Here is a 22,313-nt window from a genome sequence, read left to right on the forward strand (position 1 = left end):
TGCAGGGGTGAAGTCAGCCAGACCGCCGCTGGTGCAACTCGCAAGAGGCAGCAACGCAAGTTGCTGTGTGGGAAACCACGCACTGGAGGAACGTCCGGACTGCACAGGACAGCGTAGGAGGTAACACCTCTCCACCGTGAGGTGAGGATCAGAGCAACAGAGACGAGCCGGTTCAGTCCGGGTGAAACGGGCAATCTCTACGCGCAGCAATACCAAGTAGGCCAGTGTTGATGTGGCTCCGCAGAGCTGGCGGGTAGGTAGCATTGAGCCGGGTGGGCGACCCCCGGCCCAGATTAATGGCGGTCACGCATCCTGTCGCAAGGCAGGGTGTGCACAGAATCCGGCTTATCGGCAGGCTTCACACTTATTCCAAAAAAAAGCCCCGTTCATCGCTGAGCGGGGCTTTTTTGTGCCGGCCTTTGAGGGCTGGCGATATCGAAGGCCGATGTCGAAGGTTTTACTTGGCTGGAGCCGGTGCAGCCGGCGCTGGTGCAGCAGCCGCGGCCGCTGCGGGTGCCGCGCCGAAGTACTGGGCGTAAATCTTGTCATAGGTGCCGTCGGCCTTGATGTCGGCCAGGCCCTTGTCCAGCTTGGCCAGCAGCTCGGTGTTGCCCTTCTTAACGGCCAGACCGTACTGCTCGGCAGCGAAGCTGGAGTCGCTGACAGTCTTGAACTTGGAGCCGCTGTTGTTGGCGACGTAGTGCACCACCACGCCGTTGTCGGCCACCACGGCATCGACGCCGCCGCTTTCGAGTTCTTTCAGTGCCAGCGGGGTGGACTCAAAGCGCTTGATGTTGGCGCTGTCCTTGCCCTGCAGCTTGGTGACGACTTCGTCGCCGGTGGTGCCGTTCTGCACGCCCACCTTGAGCTTCTTCAGGTCAGCCAGCTTGGCGATCTTGGAGTCGGCCTTCACGGCGATCAGCTGCTGCGCATCGAAGTAAGGGGTGGAAAAATCCATCGTCTGCTTGCGCTCGTCGGTGATGGTGATGGCCGACACCAGCAGGTCACGGTCGCCCTGGTTGAGCGTGTTGAAGATGCCTTCCCACGGCGTGTTGACGAACTTGACTTCAATGCCGGCCTTGGCCGCCACAGCCTTGACCACGTCAATGTCGAAACCGACGATTTCGCCTTTTTCGTTCTGTGACTCGAAAGGCGCGTAGGCGGCGTCCGTACCGACCACATAGACCTTGGCAGCGGGCGCAGGTGCCGGGGCGGCTGGCGCAGCGGCTGCCGGTGCAGGCGGCTCCTGCTTGCTGCAGGCTGCCAGAACCACGCCGACCAGCAGTGCGCTGGCGGTGTGCAGGAAACGTCGTGTCGTGATCGCTTGCATGAAATCCTCTTTGGGGTATGTGAAGAAGGGGAAAACTGTCCCGGTCAGGGTCGTGACCGGCATCGTTTGGGCGGGTCGCCCGCGAACAAAAAAGTATAACCGCCGGTCTCTGCTTTCGCTCTTGGGCGGCGGCTCCAACCAGGCGAAGGCAAGCGAGGATCGTGCCCGGGGCTGGTGTGCCATGTTGGTGCGCGATAACCCGCCGATCAGCCCACGCTGCTCAACCCATGCTGCGAATCCGCTCCACATGGGCCAGCAGCGAGCGCTTGGCCACCGGCCAAATGCGCGGGTCCACATCGTCGTAGGCGTGGGCAATCCAATCGTCCAGTGAGCCCTCGGGCTGTGCCTGCATCACCGCCACGATTTTGGCTTCGCGCTGCAGGCGGTGCGCCTTCAGCCGGGCAATCGCCAGCGGCGCATCGCCCAGCACATGGCCATGCGCCGGCGCGATGAATTCAATCTGGTGCTCGGCACAAGCCGCGCTCAGCAGGTCCAGCGACTCCAGGTAGGCATTCATGTCGCCGTCCGGTGGGTCAATCACCGTGGTGCTGCCGTTGAGGATGTGGTCACCGCTGAAAAGCAGCCCGTCCTCCAGCAGCGCCAGGCACAGGTGGTTGGCGGCGTGACCGGGGGTGTGCAGCACCTTCAGTGTGTGGGTGATACCCGTAGAGGGGCTAGTGCTCTTCAGGGTCAGCAGCTCCCCGTGGGCGAGCGAGCGGTCGGGCTTGAAGGCGCTGGCGGCTCGCGCCGTGGCGGCGGAAGGCAGGCCCAGAATGGGCGGCGTGGGGTTGCACAGTGCCTGCAGCGGACCGGCGCCGGGCGAGTGGTCGGGGTGAGAGTGGGTGCACACAATCATGCGGATGTCGCCGCCCGCGGCGCGCCGCAGGCGCTGCAGGTGGTCGGCGTCGGCCGGGCCCGGATCGATCACGATGTAGCCAGTGTCCGGGTCGCCCACCACATAGCTGTTGGTGCCCGGTCCGGTCATCACGCCCGGGTTGGGCGCGGTCAGGCGCATCAGGTTTTTCAGCAGCGCCACCGGCTGCGTGGTCTGCCAGTCCAGCGTGTGGACGATCTGGCCGTCCGGGCAGGTCAGGGCCAGCTCACCGTAGGGCGCGTCCGTCTCCATGTAGCGGGCTTCGCGGCCTTCCAGCCATCCGGCGCGCGGACAGGAGGTCCACAGTGGCTCCTCGGTGGCAGCGCAGGCCTGCAGCACCGCATCGACCGTGGTGAAGTGGCGCAGGCGCTCCAGCGTACGAATGGTGGGAAAGATGATGAAGAACTGGCCTGCGGCGTGCCGCTCCAGCGCATCCGCCGGACGCACCCACAGCGGCTCGAACTGCTCCGATTCGTCCGCCACCGGCGTCTGGCCTTCGGGCATGCGGGCCACCAGGAAGGGCACGTCAAAACGGCGCGGCAGGTCGCGGTCGGTGATCCAGTGGGCCAGCGTGAACACCTCGGCGCCGGCCAGGGTCAGGCCATGCCCCTGACATTGCGCGGTGAACGGCGCCTGGCGGTCCAGCGCCTCAATGTCTGCGGTGGTGGCGTGGCTGCCATCTGCACGGCACGCCAGCAGCACACCCAGTTCCTCAAAGCTTTCGCGGATGGCGGCGATGGCCTGCGTCAGGTGCAGATCGCTCTGCGCTGCGCGTCGGGTCGACTGGCTGTGCGACAGGCTGTCGGCTGCGTCGATGCCGCCACCGGGGAAGACATAGGCCCCCGGCGCAAAACTCGCCGTCATGGAGCGCCGCGTCATCAGCACTTCAATGCCTTGTGGCGCGTCGCGCAGCAGCAGGACGGTGGCTGCGTGGCGGAGTGGGGCGGGGGGGCGTTGGGGGTAGAGGAGTTGGGAAGGGCGGGGCATCTTTGGGATTATGGCTTTGGGGGTGGTTCTAGACTCGGTGTTTGATTTGGGTTTCGGAGCCGGGACTCGCCCCGGCGGGCGACTCACTTTCTCTTGCTTCGCCAAGAGAAAGTAAGCAAAGAGAAGGCGACCCGAAGTCTGGGTTCCTTCGCTGCGCTACGGGCAACCTGCGCTGCTCGACTCCGGCGGGGGTCCGCAGAACTCGCCTACGGCTCAAACAACTGCGGCCCTGATCCCGCCTCCATCTGCGCTGCTCGGCCCAGCCACACGGGGCAAGCGGGTGCGGATGCCCCAACACCCAAAACCAATACAGACAAGGACACGCCATGGCGTGTCCTTGTCGGGTTCGGTATTTAGGTGTTTGTCTTCTCTCTTCCTGCCTCCACCCCCTTGTGAATGCGCCGAGGAGCGCAGGTTCAGGCGGATCAGGGCTGGCGTTGTCTGAGCCGAAGGCGAGTTTAGCCAGACCCCGACTGGACCGAGCACCGTAGGTTGCCCCGCAGCGTAGCGTAGGGGACGCAGGCACCAGGGTCGCCTTTTCTTGGGTTACTTTCTTTTGGCGAAGCAAAAGAAAGTGACTGGCTGCCGGGCCACCCCGGCCTCAGGTCTCACCAAACAACCAACCCCAAACCCGCCCCAACCGATAATCCCCTCTATGCGAATCCCCTTCACCAAAATGCAAGGCGCCGGAAACGACTTCGTTGTACTCGACGAAACCCGCAGTCGCCTGAACCTCAGCGCTGCGCAGTACCGCTTTCTCGCCAACCGACACTTCGGTGTGGGCGCCGACCAGATACTGACCGTGCGTCCGTCGCCGGAAGAGGGCATTGATTTCGAGTACGTTATTCACAACGCCGATGGCGGCGAGGTGGAGCAGTGTGGCAATGGCGCGCGGTGCTTTGTGCGTTTTGTCCGTGAAAAGAGGCTGACCCGCAAGGACGTGGTGCGGGTGAAGACGCTCAGCGGCGTGATTGAGCCGCGCATGCAGGCCGATGGCCGTGTCACGGTGGACATGGGAGCGCCGGTGTTTGAGCTGCCGCGCATTCCGTTTGACGCTGCGGGCCTGGCGCCTCAGGCAGAGGCTTCGTGGCAGAAGTGGCCGTTGGCACTGGAGTTACCCGCTGGTACCACCACCGTGTGGATGGGCGCGCTGTCGATGGGCAATCCGCATGCGGTGCAGCGGGTGGACGATGTCGATACCGCACCTGTGCTGCAGCTCGGCCCGCTGATTGAGAACCATGTGCGCTTTCCGCGGCGCGTCAACGCGGGCTTCATGCAGGTGGTCTCGCGCTCGCAGATTCGTCTGCGGGTGTACGAGCGCGGCGCGGGCGAGACGCTGGCTTGCGGCACTGGCGCCTGTGCAGCGGTGGTTGCCGGCATTCGCTGGGGATGGCTCGACAGCCGTGTCGAGGTGCTCACGCGTGGCGGGCCACTGACCATCGAGTGGCCCGGCGCACTCGATGCTGCGGTGATGATGACCGGCCCTGCCACCACCGTGTTTGAGGCGGAGATCGAGGTTCCTGACGGAATCTGAGCGTGCTTTGCGCAGGCTGAAAAAGTGGCGACAATGCCGGGATGACTCCAACCGAACACCCCATCACCGAAGACGACATCGCGAACTTTCTGGCGAACACGCCGGATTTTTTTGAGCGCCACGCCGAGCTGCTGGCCACGGTGCAACTCTCCAGCGGGCACGGTACCCGCGCCGTGAGCCTGCAGGAGCGCCAGGCGGGCATGCTGCGCGAGAAGATCAAGGGACTGGAAACGCGCGTGGTCGACATGATCCGCCACGGCCAGGACAACGTGCTGATTGCCGACAAGATGCAGCGCTGGACGCGCCGCTTGCTGCAGGTGGCCCATGCCCGCGATCTGCCAGGCGTGATTGCCGACGGCATCGTCAGCGACTTCCAGATCCCGCAGGCGGCCATCAAGGTCTGGGGCGTGAACGGCATCTTTTCTGACGAGGCCTTTGCCATCGGCGTGAGTGAAGACGCGAAGATTTTTGCGACCTCGCTGACCACGCCTTATTGCGGCGTGAACTCCGGTTTCGAGGCAGTGAACTGGCTGCCCGAGCCAGACGCGGCCCTCTCGCTGGCGCTGATTCCCATCCGCGCGGCGGTCGGTGAGCCGGTGGTCGGGCTGATGGTGCTGGCCTCACCCGATGCCGAGCGCTTCCAGAGCGGCATGGGCACTGACTTTCTGGAACGCCTGGGTGAGCTGGCTGGCGCGGCCCTGTCGCGCCTGCGCTCGCAGGGCACCACACGGCCCAACACCGGCGGGGCAACGCCACCGGCTGGCACGCTGGACCCGGCCGCCACCTGACCAACAGCCATGGCGCCATCGCCGGAGTTCGTTGAGCGCCACCCGCTGGTGGAGCGTTACCTCGAACACGTGCGGGTCGAAAAGCGGCTGGCTGCGCGCACCGTGGAGCTGTACACGCTGGACCTGCAGAAGCTGGAGGCCAGCGCCGGTCAGGCGGGTGTTGCCCTTGTCGATGTACAGAACACGCATGTCCGCCGGTGGGTCGCCCAGATGCACAGTACAGGCCGCAGCGGCCGGGGCATTGCGCTGGTACTGTCGGGCTGGCGCGGGTTTTACACCTGGCTGGGCCGCGAGGGCCTGATTCGCGGCAACCCGGTTCAGGACGTGCGCGCCCCCAAGGCGGCCAAACCCCTGCCCAAGGCGCTGGGCGTGGAAGAGGCGGTGCAACTGGCCGACTACCAGGACCGGAGCGAAGGCGCCGACCCTCATCTGGAGGCGCGCGACCAGTGCATCACCGAATTGCTTTACGGATGCGGCCTGCGCATCGGCGAACTCGTGGGGCTGGACGTGCAGGCCAGCCGGCAGGCGCGGGGCTGGGTTGACCTCGATGCCGCAGAAGCACATGTGCTGGGCAAGGGCTCCAAGCGGCGCAGTGTGCCGGTCGGCCGTGCGGCCCTGCAGGCGCTGCAGCGCTGGCTGGCCCTGCGCGCTGACTGGGCCAGGACCGCCGTGGCAATCACTGCGGAAGACGAACAGCCGCTCTTCATCAACCAGCGCGGAAACCGGCTCACCCCCCAGCATGTCCGGGTGCGGCTCAAGCAGCGTTCGCTGCGCGCTGGCCTCGCGACGCCGGTGCATCCGCATATGCTGCGGCATTCCTTTGCCAGCCATGTCCTGCAGTCCAGTGGTGACCTGCGCGCGGTGCAGGAGCTGCTCGGGCACGCCAACATCACCACCACACAGGTCTATACGCGGCTGGATTTCCAGCATCTGGCGCGGGTGTATGACGCCGCCCATCCGCGTGCGGTGGTCAAAAATGCCAAATCGCCGGCGGACGAGGTGCCTGCTGCCGGGCCCGGCGCGGTCAAGCCACACTAGCTACTCTCCCCAAGTATTGGTCATTCACCGAGTGGCTGACCGGGCAGCGTCAGGCCACTGCGTCCTTTTCATTTCGCCGGCCCGCGCGCAGCCGCCGTGGCGACGGTGTGGGCGCTGTCTCATTGAGCATGAACACCGCCCGTTTGCTGTCTGCGGGGGTTGAGGCGAGGCGTTCCTCCAGCTGGGCCAGCAGGCCTTGCGCATTGGAGCCGTGCAGTGGCACCAGCGCGTAGGCCACGCGCACCTGTGCCACACAGTCCACATGTAGGCCCTTGTAAGGCATCAGGCAGCGCGCCACGATGCGCGGGCCCAGCGTGCTGGCGTCTTCTGCGCCGAAGGGGCCCTCCACCAGCATGCCAAAGCGCCGTTCCGAGAGCCGCGCCGCGCTGTCAATTTCACGCGCCGTCGACAGCAGGCGCGCAGCCACGCGCAGAGGCAGTTCGTCGGCTGCCTTGCGGCCAAAGTCACGCTGGATCTGATCCGAATTCATCAGGTCAATCAGCAGCACGGCGCTTTCGTGACGCAGCCGCTCGGAGCGGGCGATCATGCGAATCAGGCGCTCGGCAAACACATGGCCGTTGATGAGGCCGGTGGCCGGGTCCACCCGGTCCAGGCCCTGAATCCGCCGGATGTTCTCGCGCCGGTGCTGGCTGCGCAGCATCAGCACCACCATGACAATCGGCAAATGCAGCGCCACCGCGAGCTGCATGCCGTGTTGCGTCAGAAAGCCGATGGGCACCAGATCTGCGCTGCGGGCCAGCGACCAGCTCGCAGCTGCGATGACCGGCAGGTAAGCCAGCATCAGCCAGGGTGCGAAACGGTCACCTCGACGCCAGGCCCAGGCCATGGCCAGCATGCCACCCAGTTGCAGCAGCACCACCGTCGGGACAAAAATCTCCATGCGCGATGCAGCGGGCACCAGCGTGAGCACGACAGCCACAAGCGCGCCCAGTGCGGCCTGGCCGATCATCAGCCAGTGCAGGCGCTGCGAGCGCTCTGGAAGCGACACGGCGGCTGAAATGAACAGCAACGATGCCGACACCGTGAGCAAGGGAAGCACCGAGGTGGACAGGTCATTGACCATCGGCAGGGTGGGCCACAGATGCAGGCCAGCAATGCCGGTGACGGTGGCCTGCGTCAGACCCATCAGAGTGACGCAAAGCGCGTAGAGCCCATAGGCGTTGTCGCGCAGTGACACCGCTCCCAGCCCCGACACCAGCGCGGCCAGACCGGTGAGGCCGAAGAAGATACCGAGAATCAGCGACACCCGCTGCTCCTGGTAGCTGAGCCGGCCCTCGCTGATGAACTGCAGCGGGGCGCTGAAGGCGTGGCCGTTTTCAAGGCGCAGCAGGTATTTGGTGGGCACCTCGGCAGACAGGGCAATCGGCAGCAACGGGTGCCGGTGCGGAACCGGCCATTGGTTCACGGCGACTGCATCACCGGAGCGTTGTTCATTCCATTGCCCGGCGCTGTCCAGCGTGTAAAGCGAGGCGCGATCAACCGAAGGGTAGGGGACCTCGGCATACCAGCGCTCCGCGTCGGGCGCCGGTGGCACGCTGAAGCGCACCCACATCACCTGCCCCGCAGTCATCGGATAAATCGCATCCTGGCGGGTCGGTTTCCACGGAATGGCGTCGGTGATTGACACCTGCTCAGGCGTGAACTGACCCGTGCTGTCTATCCAGTAGTCGCCCCAATCCTCCAGTGCGACGGGCTGTGTGCGGGTGTCGAGGTCCAGAATGGTGCGGGCGCTGGAGGGCAGACTGACTCCCAGCATCCATGCCGCAGCGAAGGCCATCAGCCAAGGGCCCACGCGGCTGCGCAGCCATGGAGACGGCCGCTGCACGGAAGCGCTCCTGACGCGGCCGCCGAACACCCATCCGGCTAAAAAGTACTTAAAAATCATTAACTTTTGATTGTCGCAAACTTTGGCGGCGGAAAGTCTGGATCGGCGCCGCACGACAATAGCACCATGAAAACAATTCGACTGCGGGAGGGCAAGGAGCGCTCCCTGCTGCGCCGGCACCCGTGGATATTTGACGGCGCCATCGCCAAAGGCGGTGGTGACGCCGGCGAGACGGTCCGCGTGGAAAGCGATGCTGGCCAGTTCCTCGGCTGGGCGGCGTTCAGCCCCAGCTCCAAAATTCGTGCCCGCGTGTGGAGTTTTGACGAGGCGCAGCGCATCGACGCGTCGTTTTTCAGCGCCCGCATTGCCCAGGCGATTCAGGCCAGAAACCTGTTTGACATCCAGAGCGATGGGTGCCGACTGATCCACGGCGAGTCTGATGGCTTGCCGGGCGTGGTGGTGGACCGCTACGCCGACACCCTGGTGGCGCAGTTCTCCAGCTGCGGTGCGGAAAAATGGAAGAGCGTGATTGTGCAGGCCCTGCTGGCGCAAACCGGGCTCACACGCCTGTACGAGCGCTCTGACGCCAGCGTGCGGGCGCTGGAGGGGCTGCCTGAGGCCACTGGCTGGCTAGCCGGTTCGGGTGATACCGCGGTGACCATCCGCGAACACGACTGGTCGCTCAGTCTGGACGTGGCCGAGGGCCATAAAACCGGCTTCTACCTTGACCAGCGCGACAGCCGCCAGAAATTCGCTCAGTACACCCGGCGCCGGCAGTTTGGTCAGGTGCTCAACTGCTATTGCTACACCGGCGGCTTCACGGTGGCCGCACTCGCCGGTGGTGCGGGTCATGTCACCTCGATTGACTCATCGGGCCCGGCGATTGAGCGGGCGCGGGCCAATGTGGCGCTGAACGGCTTCGATGCCAGCCGCACCACGCTGCTGGATGCCGATGTCAACGCCTCGCTGCGGCAATATCAGAAAGAAGGGCGCCAGTTCGACGCGATCATTCTGGATCCGCCCAAACTGGCGCCGACGGTAGCCCACGCCGAGCGGGCGGCCCGCGCTTACAAGGACATCAACCGCCTCGCGCTGGGCCTGCTGGTGCCGGGCGGCGTGTTGTTCACTTATTCGTGCTCGGGCGGCATCAGTGCCGACCTGTTCCACAAGGTCGTGGCCTCTGCCGGCACCGACGCCGGTGTGGACGCGTTCATCTCGGAGCGCATGGGCGGCGCACCTGATCACCCGATGACCGTGGCTTTTCCCGAGGGCGAGTACCTCAAGGGGCTGGTGCTGGTGAAAAGGCCAGTCGGTTGAGGGTGCTGCGGCCAGTTGGAGGGCACGGCGAATAAAGGCGCAATAAAGATGAAAAGAGCAGGGCTTTGCGCAGTGAAATGTCCCGGGCGGTCCGTGAAGGTGCAGAATCCAGTGCCGCTTTGCAGCGCCGCAGCTTTGTTTGTGTTGATTTTTGTATTGATTGTTAGCAGGTAAACACCATGAGTTTGATTCCCGTCACGATCCTCACCGGCTTTCTCGGATCCGGCAAGACCACGCTGCTCAAGCGTGTCCTGACGGAAGCGCACGGGCAGAAGATTGCCGTCATTGAAAACGAGTTCGGCGAGGAGAACATCGACAACGACATCCTGGTCAACGACACCCAGGAAAACATCATCCAGATGAGCAACGGCTGCATTTGCTGCTCCATCCGCGAGGACCTGCGCGAGACGCTACAGCTGCTGGCCGCCAAGAAGCGCAAGGGCATGCTGGACTTTGACCGGGTGGTGATTGAAACCACGGGTCTGGCCGACCCCGGCCCGGTGGCGCAGACCTTCTTCATGGACGAGGAAATCGCCGAGCAGTACCTGCTGGACTCCATCCTCACGCTGGTTGACGCCAAACACGCCGCGACCCAGCTCAACGACCGCCAGGAAGCGCGCCGCCAGGTCGGCTTTGCCGACCAGATCTTCATCAGCAAGTCCGATCTGGTGGCGGCCGATGAAGTGCAGGCGCTGATGCACCGGCTCAAGCACATGAACCCGCGCGCGCCACAGAAGGCGGTGCATTTCGGCGACGTGGCGATTGCCGATGTGTTTGACCTGCGCGGCTTCAACCTCAATGCCAAGCTCGACATCGACCCGGACTTCCTCAAGGCCGATGAGCATGATCACGAGCACCATGACCACGAACATGGCGAGCACTGCGACCACCCGTCACATGCGCATGACCACGCCCATGGGCACCATCACCACCACGATGACGACGTCAAGAGCTTTGTGTTCCGCTCTGACAAGCCCTTCAGCCCGGCCAAGCTGGAGGACTTCCTGGGTGCGGTGGTCAACATCTACGGGCCGCGCATGTTGCGCTACAAGGGTGTGTTGTTCATGGAGGGCACCGACCGCAAGGTGATTTTCCAGGGCGTCCACCAGCTGATGGGCAGCGATCTGGGCCCGGCCTGGGCCGAGGCCGAGAAGAAAAACAGCAAGATGGTGTTCATCGGCATCGACTTGCCCAAAGATATTTTTCTGCAAGGGCTGGAGCAGTGCCTGGTTTGAGTTAGGCTGTCCGCCAGCGGCCTGAAACAGGCGGAGCGTTCCATGTTTGTGTCGATTCCCCAACGGTTTGTTGCGAAAGTGTTACGGCGCGGTGCCCCGCCGCTACAATCGCGCGCCGACGGCGTTGCCTGGGGAAACCGATGAAGCGGTTGTCGGACAAGCTGGAGCGTATTTCCCCGACTGGCGGATGGCCTACAAACCAGGAAAACTGGACACAGAAAGAGAAATCGCCCGGTTGCCGAGGAGCCGCCTGGCGAGGAGGCGGTTCAAGGGGTGACCCAAGGCTGCTTTCCAGAGGAGACCTATCGTGAAAGTTCTTGCGAAGAAGACCCAGCCAGCCCCCAAGAAGGCTGCCAAACCCGCAGCCAAGTCGGGTGCGAAGACGGCCGCCAAAGCCCCTGCCAAACCGGTGAAAAAGCCGGTAGCCAAAGCGCCGGCCAAGACGGCAGTCAAGGTGGCTGCAAAAGCCAAGGCTGCCAAGCCGGTCGCGAAGCCAGCCGCCAAGACCGTCGCCAAAGGCAAACCAGTGGGGAAACCGGTATCAAAGAGTCCGGCCAAATCGTCGGCAAAACCTGTGGCCAAGCCAGCCGCCAAACCTGTCACCAAATCCGCGGCGAAACCACTCCCCAAGCCATCCCCCAAGCCGGCTGCGAAAAAGCCACCCGTGAAAGCGGCACCCGCAAAAACGGCGAGCGCAAAATCCAGCGCAAAGCCCACCCCCACAGCAAACCCCAAGAGCCATCCCGCTAAACCTTCTGTTTCACCTGCCAAAAGCGCATCCAAACCATTGCCTAAAACATCTGCCACGCCGGCTGCCAAACCAGCGGCCAAGGTCGCCGCCCCCATCGTTACCCAGCCTGCTGCCAAACCTCCGGTGGCGGCACCCGTCAGCTCTTCGGCCCTGATGGCGCCCCCGCCGCTCAAACCCGGTCGCCGGAGCTCTGCCCGAGTGGCCACCCAGTCACCCCCGCCCGCACCGATGGTGCCTACCCATGCGCCAGACGCAGCCAAAGCCAGTTATTCCACAATGATCGAACGCGTGATCGCGCCGCCACCGCAGGCGGCTGCCAAGAAGGACCCCAAGCTCGCCAACAACTGGAAAAGCAAGCCAGCCGAGCAGCTCACGGATGACGAAGTTAAGGCGATGCCGGACTCCGAGTACATGAACGAGAAACAGCTGGCCTTCTTCCGGCACAAGCTGTCGGTGCTGAAGCAGGACATCCACAACAGCGCCGGCGAGACCACCGAGCACCTGCGGGAAGACACGGTCGTGGTGCCGGACCCGGCAGACCGTGCCACCATCGAGGAAGAGCACGCCTTGGAGCTGCGCACCCGCGACCGCGAGCGCAAGCTGCTCAAGAAGATCGAGCAATCCATTGCCCGCATCGATTCCGGCGATTACGGGTACTGCGATGAAACCGGTGAGCCCATCGGTGTGGGCCGCCTGATCGCACGTCCGACCGCCAATCTTTCGCTCGAAGCGCAGCAGCGCCGCGAGCTCAAGCAGAAGATGTTCGGCGACTGACGTACGCCGGTTTTTCAACGGGTTTATAGTCGGCTCATGTCCAAGGAAGACACCGGTTCAGGCTTGTTGTCCAAGATGGTGAAATTCGTCCGGAATCCGGCCACCAACTGGGCCGAGCTGGACAGTTCCGCCTCGGACCGCGACGAGGCCATGAGCAAGCAACTGCTCAAGGAGATGATCGAGCGCAAACGACGCAATGACTTCGTGCGCAAGCGCGAGTTCGACATGCTCCGCAAGATGCGCAAGCGCGAAGCCATGGTGGGTGTGGGGCAAGACCAGACCGGGCGTCCCTCCTTTTTCCAGAGCAGTTTGCCCTCCAAGCCGGACGACCGGGCCACCACGCTCAAGAAGATCGACGAAATCGAAGCGCAGATGTCCATGCAGTGGTGGAAGACCAAGCATGCAGGCGTCGCCGATCAGTCCACCCATGTGCCCCTTCATGCCAAGGCGCCGCCAGTCCCCTCGGTTCCGGACACCTCGCAGCCGCTCGACAACGCCTTGCCGACCGCCTACAAGCTGACCGCCCCGAACGAGCTTCCCAAGGCGCCGCCACCCGGAGAGTCGCTGCCCATGCGGGACTTTCTCGCGCCCACCCAGCCCGACGGTTTGGCAGTGGCGCTGGCGGCCGCACGCGCCGCCTCTGCACAGCCTCGTCCACCGCCCCCGGCTGCGCCACAGTCACCCGCGGCCAAGACGCGACCCGGCAGCCTCGATGGCTACGAGGGGAGCACCTCGGGCTTTTCGCACTCCAAGCTCACGGCTGTGGATTTTGCAGAGGTCGTCAACCACGACCCGGATGTCGAAGAGGCCGCCATCCGCTTTGCCAATGGTGACGACGCCGGGGCAGAAGCCGGCTTGCTGGAAATTCTGGGTCCGGGCGGCTCGCGTGCCCAGCACCCCGACACCTGGCTCACCCTGTTTGACCTGTACCGCGCCACGGCGCAGCAGGAAAAGTTTGAAACCGCAGCAATCCAGTTCGTGGAGCGTTTCGACCGCTCGGCACCGCAGTGGTTCTCCATGCCCGACATGGTCAAGCAGCTGAGTCAGCCGGTGGGCAAGGCGGCCGGTGGTCAGGCGTCGGATTGGGTGTGCCCATCGGTACTCGGCATCCAGACAGTGGCCGCACTGAAAGCGGCCATGGCCAAGGCGGCGATGCCGTGGCGACTGGACTGGTCCAACCTCAAGACCATGGAGGCCGCCGCCATTGAGCCACTGCACAAGGTGGTGTTGGGTTGGGCGGCGCAGCCGGTGCAGCTTCGCTTCATTGGTGATGACCAGCTGCTGAAGGTGCTGAACAATGCCACGCCGTCGGGTGATCGCAACATTGATCAGAGCTGGTGGCTGCTGAGGCTCACGATGCTGCGTGTGATGAATCAGGCGGATGATTTCGAGCTGGCCGCGCTTGATTTTTGCGTCACCTATGAAGTGTCTCCACCCGCCTGGGAAAGTGCCCGCTGCGAATACCGCCCCATTGATGCACAAGGCGGCGTGGTGGCCAGCAAGGCCATCATCAGTGACGTGTACCGCGACTCGATGCCGTCCAGCCTGAGTGCCTTCGACGGCGATACCCACATGGAAGGCGCCAGCTCCCAAATGAGCAACCTGCTGTCGGTCGAACTGTCTGGGCAAATCCAGGGCGATGCGATCGAGGTGCTGGACAAGCTGGAGGCCAAGTTTGTCGGCACCGACATGATGGTGGTTTCCTGCGCCAAGCTCATCCGCGTGGACTTCTCGGCTGCAGGCTCGCTGCTGAACTGGGTGTCGGCGCGGCAGTCCGAGCACCGCACTGTCCATTTTTCCGATGTGAACCGCCTCGTGGCGTCTTTCTTTAACGTGATCGGCATCACCGAGCACGCACGGGTGCTCATCCGCGCGGACTGAGCCCGCTCAGCCGGGCTTTATGGGCAACGCCGTTGCCTTGGTCCTCCTTCCGACGCCCCACCCCTGCTCCTGCCGCCCGCCGTGATCGGCTGCGAGCGCAAGACGGGCCAGATGCCGCAGTCCCCCCTTGCTTGACGAGCCTTGTGACGGACCTGTTCGTCTGTGCCGCAACGCCATCGCTTAAAGCTCTACTTTCACTGCCCCTTCTAAGTGCTTCATTTAGAACACTTTTTAACGTCGAGACGCATCGAAATTCGCGTCTAAGTCCTTGATTTCATTGAAAAATATTGTTTCAAACCACTTGCTTGCAAGGGCTTTCCTGATAAAGTGGGAAAAAGTGCAATTTAGTGGTGAAAAGTGTTTTTCAAGGGTTGCTAACGGTGTTTCAAGGGGCGTCATCTCTCACTCTCGATACCAAGGGGCGGCTGTCTGTGCCGACTCGGCATCGTGACGTCCTGAGCGCGACCGCCTCCAGCCAGCTCACCATCACCAAGCACCCGCACGGCTGCCTGATGATTTTCCCCCGCAACGAGTGGGAAAAGTTCCGCGAACGCATTTCTGCGCTGCCCATGCAGGCGCAGTGGTGGAAGCGCATCTTCCTGGGCAATGCGATGGATGTGGACATGGACGCCACCGGCCGTGTGCTGGTGTCGCCAGAGCTGCGCGCTGCGGCCGGCATCAGTAAGGACACGGTGCTGCTCGGCATGGGCAGCTACTTCGAGTTGTGGGACGCGGCCACCTATGCCGCACAGGAAGCCGAGCAGATGAAGGGCGAGATGCCCGATGTGTTCAAAGACTTCTCCTTCTGAAAGTAGACGGTGAACGCCACATGGACACACCGCACCGTCTTGTTGAACGAAGCCATCGAAGCGCTTCACATCAACCCGGACGGTCACTACATCGACGCCACTTTCGGCCGCGGTGGCCACTCGCGCCTGCTGCTGTCGCAACTGTCGCCAGCCGGCAGGCTCACCGCCTTCGACAAGGACCCGGAAGCCATTGCCGAGGCGCAGACCATTCACGACCCGCGCTTTGCGATCCGTCACGAGGGCTTCATGCACCTCGGACAGCTTCCACCCGCCAGCGCGGCAGGTGTGCTGATGGATCTGGGCATCAGCTCGCCGCAGATCGACAACCCCGCACGGGGATTCTCGTTCCGGCAGGAGGGCCCGCTCGACATGCGCATGGACACCACGCGTGGACAGAGCGTAGCCGAGTGGCTGGAAGACGCATCGATAGAAACCATGGCGGAGGTGATTCGTGAATATGGCGAAGAACGGTTTGCTGGGCAGATTGCAAAGGCGATTGATCGTCGCCGACAGGAACGGGGCCCTCTTCGAGGCACCGCTGAACTGGCCGAAGTCGTGGCTGGCGCGGTCAAAACCCGCGAGCCGGGCAAGGACCCTGCAACGCGTACATTTCAGGCTCTTCGGATTTTCATCAACGCCGAGCTTGAAGAGCTGCAACAGGCGCTAGTCGCTGCGCTGAAAGTGCTGCAACCCGGAGGCCGTCTTGTGGTGATCAGTTTTCATTCGCTTGAAGACCGTATCGTCAAACAGTTCATTAGCGCCCACTCGCGCGAGGTGTACGACCGCCGCGCGCCGTTTGCCGCTCCCCAGGCCATGCAGCTCAAGGCCCTGGGCCGTATCAAACCCGGCGATGAAGAGGTCGCCGCCAACCCGCGTTCGCGCAGCGCCGTGATGCGGGTGGCCGAGCGGACCGGAGTGGCTGCATGACGCGTCTCAGCCTGCTCCTGCTGCTGGCGGTGGTGGCCAGTTCGCTCTATCTGGTGCGAACACAATATGAGTCCCGCCGCCTCTATGTGGAGCTGGAAAAGGCTGCTGCCGAGGCGCGCAAGCTGGAGACCGACAGCGAGCGGCTGCAGGTTGAAAAACGCGCACAGGCTACGCCACTGCGGGTGGAAAAGCTCGCCAAGGAGCGCCTGCAGATGCGCACCGCCACGCCAGCGATCACCCAGTACGTGACTCGCAAGGAGGGCGCAGGGGCGCCCGCTGCGGCATCCGGGGCTGCACCTGTGGCTGGAGGCACCAAGCCATGAGCCGCAGCGTGTTGTATTCGTCCAGTCCGTTGCTGGCCAGCAAAACGCCGGTGTGGCGCAGCAAGTTCATCGTGGCCGCGATTGCCATCGCGTTTGTCGGGCTGGCTGGTCGTGCGGCCTATGTGCAGGTGTTTGGCAACGAGTTTTTTCAGCGGCAGGGTGAAGTGCGCTTTGCCCGCACGCTGGAACTGCCTGCCAACCGTGGCCGCATTCTGGATCGCAATGGCCTCATCCTCGCGTCCAGCGTGCCGGCTCCCAGTATCTGGGCGATTCCGGAAGACGTCGATGCCACCAAGGCGCAGCTGGCTGAACTGGCCCGCTTGCTCGAAATGCCGCTGGCCGACTTGAAGAAAAAACTGGCCGACGAGGACAAGACCTTTGTCTGGATCAAGCGCCAGCTCGACGAACCGGTGGCGCAGCAGATTCAGGCGCTGGGCATCAAGGGCATCTACCAGCGCAAGGAGTACAAGCGCAAGTACCCCGAGGGAGAGGCCTCGGCGCATGTGGTCGGTTTCACCAATGTCGAAGACAACGGCCAGGAAGGCATCGAGCTGGCCTTCAACAAGGATCTGGCCGGCCGCGCTGGTTCCCGCCGCGTGATCAAGGACCGTCTCGGCCGTGTGGTCGAGGGCGTGGGCGAGCAGGTGCCTCCGGTGGAAGGCAAGGACATCCAGCTCAGCATCGACAGCAAGGTGCAGTTCTTCGCCTACCAGAAGCTGCGCGATGCGGTCACGGCGCGCAAGGCCAAGGCTGGCAGTGTGGTGGTGCTGGACGCCGTCACCGGTGAAGTGCTGGCGCTCGCCAACTACCCCAGCTATGTGCCTGACAAGCGGCAGAACCTCACCGGGGATCAGCTGCGCAACCGGGCCATCACCGACACCTTCGAGCCAGGCTCGACGATGAAGCCAATCACCGTGGCCATGGCGATGGAGGCTGGGCGCATCCGGCCGCAGACCATGATCGAAACCGGGCCGGGCCGCTTCAACATCGGCGGCTTCACCATCAGCGATACCCACAACTACGGCACCTTGACAGTAGAGGGCGTAATCCAGAAGTCGAGCAACGTCGGCTCCATCAAGATCGCGCAAAAGATGACGCCCCACGAAATGTGGAACACCTACATGGCGCTGGGCTACGGGCAGAAGCCGCAAATCCAGTTCCCGGGTGCCGTGACGGGGCGGGTGCGACCCTGGAAGAGCTGGCGTCCGGTCGAGCAGGCCACGATGGCTTACGGCTACGGCCTGTCGGCGTCGCTGTTCCAGATGACGCATTCCTATACCGCCTTTGCGCACGATGGCCAGATCATTCCGGTGACCATGCTCAGGAGCAGCGAGCCGGCCGCGGGCGTGCAGGTGTTCTCGCCGGAAAATGCCAAGGCCATACGCCGCATGCTGCAAATGGCTGCAGCGCCAGGTGGCACAGGGCAGCTGGCCCAGACCGTCGGCTACTCGGTCGGCGGCAAGTCGGGCACAGCCCACAAGCAGGTGGGCAAAGGCTACGCCAGCAACAAATACCGCGCGTGGTTCACCGGCATGGCGCCGATTGAAGCGCCACGCATTGTGGTCGGCGTGATGATTGACGAGCCGAGCGACGGCAAGTACTTCGGTGGCGTGGCTGCAGCGCCTGTATTCAGCGAAGTGGTGCAGCAGACGCTGCGCATGATGGGCGTGCAGCCCGACATGAGCGTCAAGCCGCAGATCGTCACGCAGACGGTGGAGGAGTCGTTTTGAGCGCAGCGCTCACGTCCTTCCAGTCGCCAGCACAGGCGGCGCAGTGGCTGCGCGCGCAGGTGCGCGGCACCTTGCGCGCCGACAGCCGTCAGGTACAGGCCGGAGACGGTTTCATCGCCTGGCCTGGCGCTGCCACCGATGGGCGCCAGTACGTGCAGGGTGCACTGGCGGCCGGCGCCGGCGCCTGCCTTGTTGAACAGGACGGCGTGGACGCCTACGGCTTTGACGATGCGCGCGTGGCTGCCTATGCCGGCCTGAAGGCCGATACGGGTCCGATTGCCGCCGCCTACTTCGAGGAGCCCAGTCGCCATTTGACGGTGATGGCTGTCACGGGCACCAACGGCAAGACGTCCACCGCATGGTGGCTGGCACAGGCGCTGGCGCGGACCGGTCGGCCGTGCGGCGTGGTGGGTACCCTGGGCATCGGCGTGCCGGGTGCGATGGTCTCCAACGGACTGACGACGCCTGACCCGGTGTTGCTACAGCAGCACCTGCGGCAGTTTGTGGACCAGGGCTTTGCTGCCTGTGCCATCGAGGCGTCGTCCATCGGCCTGCAGGAGCGGCGCCTGGATGGCACGGCCATCAAGGTGGCGATCTTCACCAACTTCACCCAGGACCATCTCGATTACCACGCGTCGATGGAAGCCTATTGGGACGCGAAGGCGGCTCTGTTTGACTGGCCAGGCCTTGAAGTGGCTGTGGTCAACGTGGACGACCTGAAGGGCCTCGCGCTCAGCGGCTTGCTGGCTGAACGTGCGGTGGATTTGTGGACAGTGTCCTGCCAGTCGCCCGCGCGGCTGCGCGCCATCAACATCCAGCACGGTGCGGTGCTGCAGTTTGAGGTGGTGGAGCAGGGTGACAAGGCTTACCCCTTGTCGGTTCCGACAGTGGGGCTTTACAACGTGTCCAACCTGCTGGGCGTGATTGCTGCGCTCCGCGCCATGGGTGTGCCGCTGGCTGACGCGGTGTCGGCCTGCAACAACCTGCTGCCGGTTCCCGGTCGCACCGAAACGCTGGCTTGGGATGGGCAGCCGCTGGTGGTGATTGACTATGCGCACACCCCGGATGCCTTGGAAAAAGTACTGACCGCCTTGCGTCCGACCGCGCAGGGCCGTGGTGGCGAGCTGTGGTGCGTATTTGGTTGCGGCGGTGACCGCGATCCGATCAAGCGTCCCCTGATGGCCGCTGTAGCTGAAAAGTGTGCCGATCAGGTGGTGGTGACCAGCGACAACCCCCGCCATGAGAACCCGCTGACCATCATCAGCCAGATCCTGCTCGGCCTGAGCCACCGCGACGCAGTGCATGTGCAGGCTGATCGCGCAGCGGCGATTGCCCATGCGCTGCAGCTTGCGGGCGCGCGGGATGTGGTGCTGATCGCCGGCAAAGGACATGAGAGCCATCAGGAGATTGCCGGAGAACAATTGCCGTTCTCGGATCGCGCCGAGGCAGAGTCTGTGCTGCATGCGCGGCAGGTCCGCCCGACGTCTGGAGGTGCTGCATGCTGAGCCTGCAGCAAGCCCTGCAGTGGTTGCCAGGCGCCCGGCTGGTGGGCGACGGCAGCGTCACGCCCGTGCGCGTTCACACCGACACGCGCACGCTACAGCCGGGTGACCTGTTTGTCGCGCTCAAGGGTGAGCGCTTTGATGCCCATGATTTCCTCGCACAGGCCCGCGCGCAAGGGGCTGTCGCCGCCGTGGCGCACAGTGGTCTGGAGGCCGCCGGGCTGCCGGGGCTGCAGGTGACTGACAGCCGCATCGCGCTGGGTCAGCTGGCCGCCGGCTGGCGCAGCCAGTTTGCCCTGCCACTGGTGGCCGTGACCGGCAGCAACGGCAAGACCACGGTGACGCAGATGATTGCCTCCATCCTGCAAGCGTGGAAGGCCGCAGCGGCGCTTGCGACGCAGGGCAATCTCAACAACGACATTGGTGTCCCCCTGACGCTGCTGCGCCTGCGCGCCTCGCACGAAGTGGGCGTGGTCGAACTGGGCATGAACCACCCCGGTGAAATCGGCTATCTGGCCCGTCTGGCCCGCCCCACGATTGCGCTGGTGAACAACGCCCAGCGTGAGCACCTGGAGTTCATGGCCACGGTGGAAGCCGTCGCCCGTGAGAACGGCTCGGTGCTGGCAGAACTGCCTGCAGATGGCGTGGCGGTATTTCCCGCAGACGATGCCTACACACCTGTCTGGCGCGCCTTGGCTGGCGCGCGTCGGGTCATGACTTTTGCATTGGCCGGTCCAGTAGATTCGGCAGACGTCACCGGGCGGGGGGTCTGGCAGGGCGATGGTTGGCAGGTGCGTGCGGTCACGCCAGCTGGTCGTGTCGATTTTTCGCTGCATATTGCCGGACAGCACAACGTGAAGAACGCGTTGGCCGCCACGGCCTGTGCGCTTGCGGCCGGTGCGCCGCTGCCCGTGATTGCAGCCGGTCTTTCGGCGTTTGCACCGGTGAAGGGGCGTTCCCGTGCCATGACCATGCGCTGGCAGGGTCGTGCCTTCACGCTGGTGGATGACACCTACAACGCCAACCCCGACTCGATGCGTGCAGCGATTGATGTGCTTGCTGAACTGCCCGCGCCGCGCCTGCTGGTGATGGGTGACATGGGTGAAGTTGGTGATCAGGGTCCGCAGTTCCACGCAGAAGCCGGGCTTCATGCACAAGCCGCGGGCATTGATGCACTGTTCACCCTTGGCGACCAGTCGGCACGTGCGGCGGCGGCGTTCAAGGGGGCCCGGCATTTTCAGGATGTGGGTGCCCTGACGGCGGCTGTCTGCGACCGCTTGCCACAGGTGGGCAGCCTGCTCGTCAAAGGTTCACGCTTCATGAAGATGGAACGTGTGGTTCAGGCGGTCACCGAGGCCTGTGAGGGCGCGTTGGGCTCAACGCCGCTGATGAAGGAAAAAACATGAGCCCACAGCTCTGGATGTCTGTATCGCCCGTGTGTGGCACGACGGCCAGGCCTGATGCGGCCCGGGAGGAGAAGTTTCATGCTGCTTAGTCTGGCCCAGTGGCTTCAGGCCCAGTCGCCCGAGTTCGGGTTCTTTCGTGTGTTCCAGTACCTCACCTTCCGCGCGGTGATGGCTGCCATGACGGCGCTGTTGATCGGCCTGATTGCCGGCCCGTTCGTCATTCGCCGTCTGGTTTCGCTCAAGATCGGTCAGCCGATCCGCGAGTACGCGATGCAGACGCACCTGAGCAAAAGCGGAACGCCAACCATGGGCGGCGTGTTGATCCTGCTGTCCATCGGCATCTCCACGCTGCTTTGGTTTGACCTGTCCAACCGGTTCGTGTGGATTGTGCTGATCGTCACTCTGGGCTTCGGTGCCATCGGCTGGGCGGATGACTGGCGCAAGGTGGTGCACAAGGACCCGGAAGGCATGCGCTCGCGGGAGAAGTACCTCTGGCAGTCGCTGATCGGTCTGGTGGCGGCGCTGTATCTGGTTTTCAGCATCTCCGAGAGTTCGAACATGCGGGTGCTGGAACTCTTCTTCAGCTGGGTGCAGTCGGGCTTCGACGTCAACCTGCCACCCAAAGCCGGCCTGCTGGTTCCCTTTGTGAAAGAGGTGAGCTATCCGCTGGGTGTGTTCGGCTTTGTCATCCTCACCTATCTGGTGATCGTCGGCTCCAGCAATGCGGTGAACCTCACCGATGGCCTCGACGGTCTGGCCATCATGCCGGTGGTGATGGTGGGCTCGGCACTGGGCGTGTTTGCCTACGTCACTGGCAGCGCGGTGTACTCGAAGTACCTGTTCTTCCCGCACATTCCCGGCTCCGGCGAGTTGCTGATTTTCTGCTCGGCCATGGCGGGTGCGGGCCTGGCGTTTCTGTGGTTCAACACCCATCCGGCGCAGGTCTTCATGGGTGACGTCGGTGCGCTCGCGCTTGGCGCTGCGCTGGGCACGATTGCCGTCATCGTGCGGCAGGAGATTGTGCTGGCCATCATGGGCGGCATCTTCGTGGTGGAAGCCCTGTCGGTGATGGCGCAGGTGACCTGGTTCAAGTACACCAAAAAGCGTTACGGCGAAGGCCGCCGTCTGCTGAAGATGGCACCGCTGCACCACCACTTCGAAAAATCCGGCTGGAAGGAAACGCAGGTCGTTGTGCGTTTCTGGATCATCACCATGCTGCTTTGCCTCGTGGGCCTGTCCACGCTGAAACTGCGGTGACCTT

General features: G+C 63.8%; 18 protein-coding genes and 1 other RNA gene. 15 read left to right on the forward strand and 4 right to left on the reverse strand.

What is annotated here, in order from left to right:
* The first annotated feature begins 9 nt into the window (after positions 1-9).
* An RNA gene (rnpB, locus tag AAG793_RS11110) (RNase P RNA component class A) lies at positions 10-364 on the forward strand.
* 93 nt (positions 365-457) lie between these two features.
* Here rnpB and AAG793_RS11115 read toward each other — a convergent pair.
* Together AAG793_RS11115 and AAG793_RS11120 are read right to left on the reverse strand one after the other, a co-directional pair.
* Positions 458-1,330, reverse strand: coding sequence for a basic amino acid ABC transporter substrate-binding protein (locus tag AAG793_RS11115; protein ID WP_341908192.1), 873 nt, complete (start codon positions 1,328-1,330; stop codon positions 458-460).
* A gap of 220 nt (positions 1,331-1,550) precedes the next feature.
* Entirely contained in the window at positions 1,551-3,191 is a 1,641-nt protein-coding gene (locus AAG793_RS11120; protein ID WP_341908195.1) for an MBL fold metallo-hydrolase, read from the reverse strand.
* A gap of 655 nt (positions 3,192-3,846) precedes the next feature.
* Between AAG793_RS11120 and dapF the strand changes: the two genes are divergently transcribed.
* From dapF to AAG793_RS11135, 3 genes are read left to right on the forward strand one after another with little or no spacing between them, the layout of a single operon-like run.
* Positions 3,847-4,725: a diaminopimelate epimerase gene (gene dapF / locus AAG793_RS11125; RefSeq protein WP_341908198.1), complete on the forward strand. Its 879-nt coding sequence runs from the start codon at positions 3,847-3,849 to the stop codon at positions 4,723-4,725.
* A gap of 41 nt (positions 4,726-4,766) precedes the next feature.
* A complete protein-coding gene (locus AAG793_RS11130) occupies positions 4,767-5,513 on the forward strand; it encodes a DUF484 family protein (protein WP_341908200.1) in 747 nt (248 codons plus the stop codon).
* 9 nt (positions 5,514-5,522) lie between these two features.
* Complete coding sequence (locus AAG793_RS11135; RefSeq protein ID WP_341908202.1) at positions 5,523-6,551, forward strand: tyrosine recombinase XerC; 1,029 nt, start codon at positions 5,523-5,525, stop codon at positions 6,549-6,551.
* 49 nt (positions 6,552-6,600) lie between these two features.
* Here the strand turns inward: AAG793_RS11135 and AAG793_RS11140 are convergent, their stop codons facing one another.
* Positions 6,601-8,397 (reverse strand): 7TM diverse intracellular signaling domain-containing protein, encoded by a 1,797-nt coding sequence (locus AAG793_RS11140; RefSeq protein WP_341908204.1) that lies wholly within the window; start codon positions 8,395-8,397, stop codon positions 6,601-6,603.
* A 126-nt stretch (positions 8,398-8,523) separates the two neighbouring features.
* Here AAG793_RS11140 and AAG793_RS11145 point away from each other — a divergent pair, with 126 nt between their 5' ends.
* The gene (locus AAG793_RS11145; protein ID WP_341908206.1) at positions 8,524-9,714 is read left to right on the forward strand and encodes a class I SAM-dependent methyltransferase; all 1,191 of its coding nucleotides are present in this window, start codon (positions 8,524-8,526) and stop codon (positions 9,712-9,714) included.
* 179 nt (positions 9,715-9,893) lie between these two features.
* On the forward strand, positions 9,894-10,949 hold the full coding sequence (locus AAG793_RS11150) for a GTP-binding protein (RefSeq protein ID WP_341908209.1): 1,056 nt from the start codon (positions 9,894-9,896) through the stop codon (positions 10,947-10,949).
* Positions 10,950-11,141: 192 nt separating this feature from the next.
* Here AAG793_RS11150 and AAG793_RS11155 read toward each other — a convergent pair whose 3' ends face one another.
* A complete protein-coding gene (locus AAG793_RS11155) occupies positions 11,142-11,780 on the reverse strand; it encodes a hypothetical protein (RefSeq protein WP_341908434.1) in 639 nt (212 codons plus the stop codon).
* On the opposite strand from AAG793_RS11155, the gene dksA reads away from it, so the two are divergent.
* The 9 genes from dksA (at position 11,737) to mraY (ending at position 22,309) form a co-directional block, all read left to right on the forward strand.
* A complete protein-coding gene (dksA, locus tag AAG793_RS11160) occupies positions 11,737-12,474 on the forward strand; it encodes an RNA polymerase-binding protein DksA (RefSeq protein WP_341908211.1) in 738 nt (245 codons plus the stop codon). The genes AAG793_RS11155 and dksA overlap by 44 nt on opposite strands.
* 36 nt (positions 12,475-12,510) lie before the next feature.
* Entirely contained in the window at positions 12,511-14,355 is a 1,845-nt protein-coding gene (locus AAG793_RS11165) for an STAS domain-containing protein (RefSeq protein WP_341908213.1), read from the forward strand.
* A gap of 380 nt (positions 14,356-14,735) precedes the next feature.
* On the forward strand, positions 14,736-15,164 hold the full coding sequence (gene mraZ, locus AAG793_RS11170) for a division/cell wall cluster transcriptional repressor MraZ (RefSeq protein WP_341908215.1): 429 nt from the start codon (positions 14,736-14,738) through the stop codon (positions 15,162-15,164).
* 9 nt (positions 15,165-15,173) lie between these two features.
* The gene (rsmH, locus tag AAG793_RS11175; protein ID WP_341908217.1) at positions 15,174-16,091 is read left to right on the forward strand and encodes a 16S rRNA (cytosine(1402)-N(4))-methyltransferase RsmH; all 918 of its coding nucleotides are present in this window, start codon (positions 15,174-15,176) and stop codon (positions 16,089-16,091) included.
* The gene (ftsL, locus tag AAG793_RS11180; RefSeq protein WP_341908219.1) at positions 16,088-16,414 is read left to right on the forward strand and encodes a cell division protein FtsL; all 327 of its coding nucleotides are present in this window, start codon (positions 16,088-16,090) and stop codon (positions 16,412-16,414) included. The genes rsmH and ftsL overlap by 4 nt, the downstream gene beginning before the upstream one ends.
* The gene (locus tag AAG793_RS11185) at positions 16,411-18,144 is read left to right on the forward strand and encodes a penicillin-binding protein 2 (protein ID WP_341908221.1); all 1,734 of its coding nucleotides are present in this window, start codon (positions 16,411-16,413) and stop codon (positions 18,142-18,144) included. Before ftsL ends, AAG793_RS11185 begins: the two co-directional genes overlap by 4 nt.
* Positions 18,141-19,649, forward strand: a complete 1,509-nt coding sequence (locus AAG793_RS11190) for a UDP-N-acetylmuramoyl-L-alanyl-D-glutamate--2,6-diaminopimelate ligase (protein WP_341908223.1) — start codon at positions 18,141-18,143, stop codon at positions 19,647-19,649. The genes AAG793_RS11185 and AAG793_RS11190 overlap by 4 nt, the downstream gene beginning before the upstream one ends.
* A complete protein-coding gene (gene murF / locus AAG793_RS11195; protein WP_341908225.1) occupies positions 19,643-21,052 on the forward strand; it encodes a UDP-N-acetylmuramoyl-tripeptide--D-alanyl-D-alanine ligase in 1,410 nt (469 codons plus the stop codon). The genes AAG793_RS11190 and murF overlap by 7 nt, the downstream gene beginning before the upstream one ends.
* A 78-nt stretch (positions 21,053-21,130) precedes the next feature.
* The gene (mraY, locus tag AAG793_RS11200; protein WP_341908227.1) at positions 21,131-22,309 is read left to right on the forward strand and encodes a phospho-N-acetylmuramoyl-pentapeptide-transferase; all 1,179 of its coding nucleotides are present in this window, start codon (positions 21,131-21,133) and stop codon (positions 22,307-22,309) included.
* The last annotated feature ends 4 nt before the right edge of the window (positions 22,310-22,313 follow it).

Origin of the sequence: Polaromonas sp. YR568 (assembly GCF_943372955.1) — a bacterium.
Classification (GTDB): Bacteria; Pseudomonadota; Gammaproteobacteria; order Burkholderiales; family Burkholderiaceae_C; genus Polaromonas.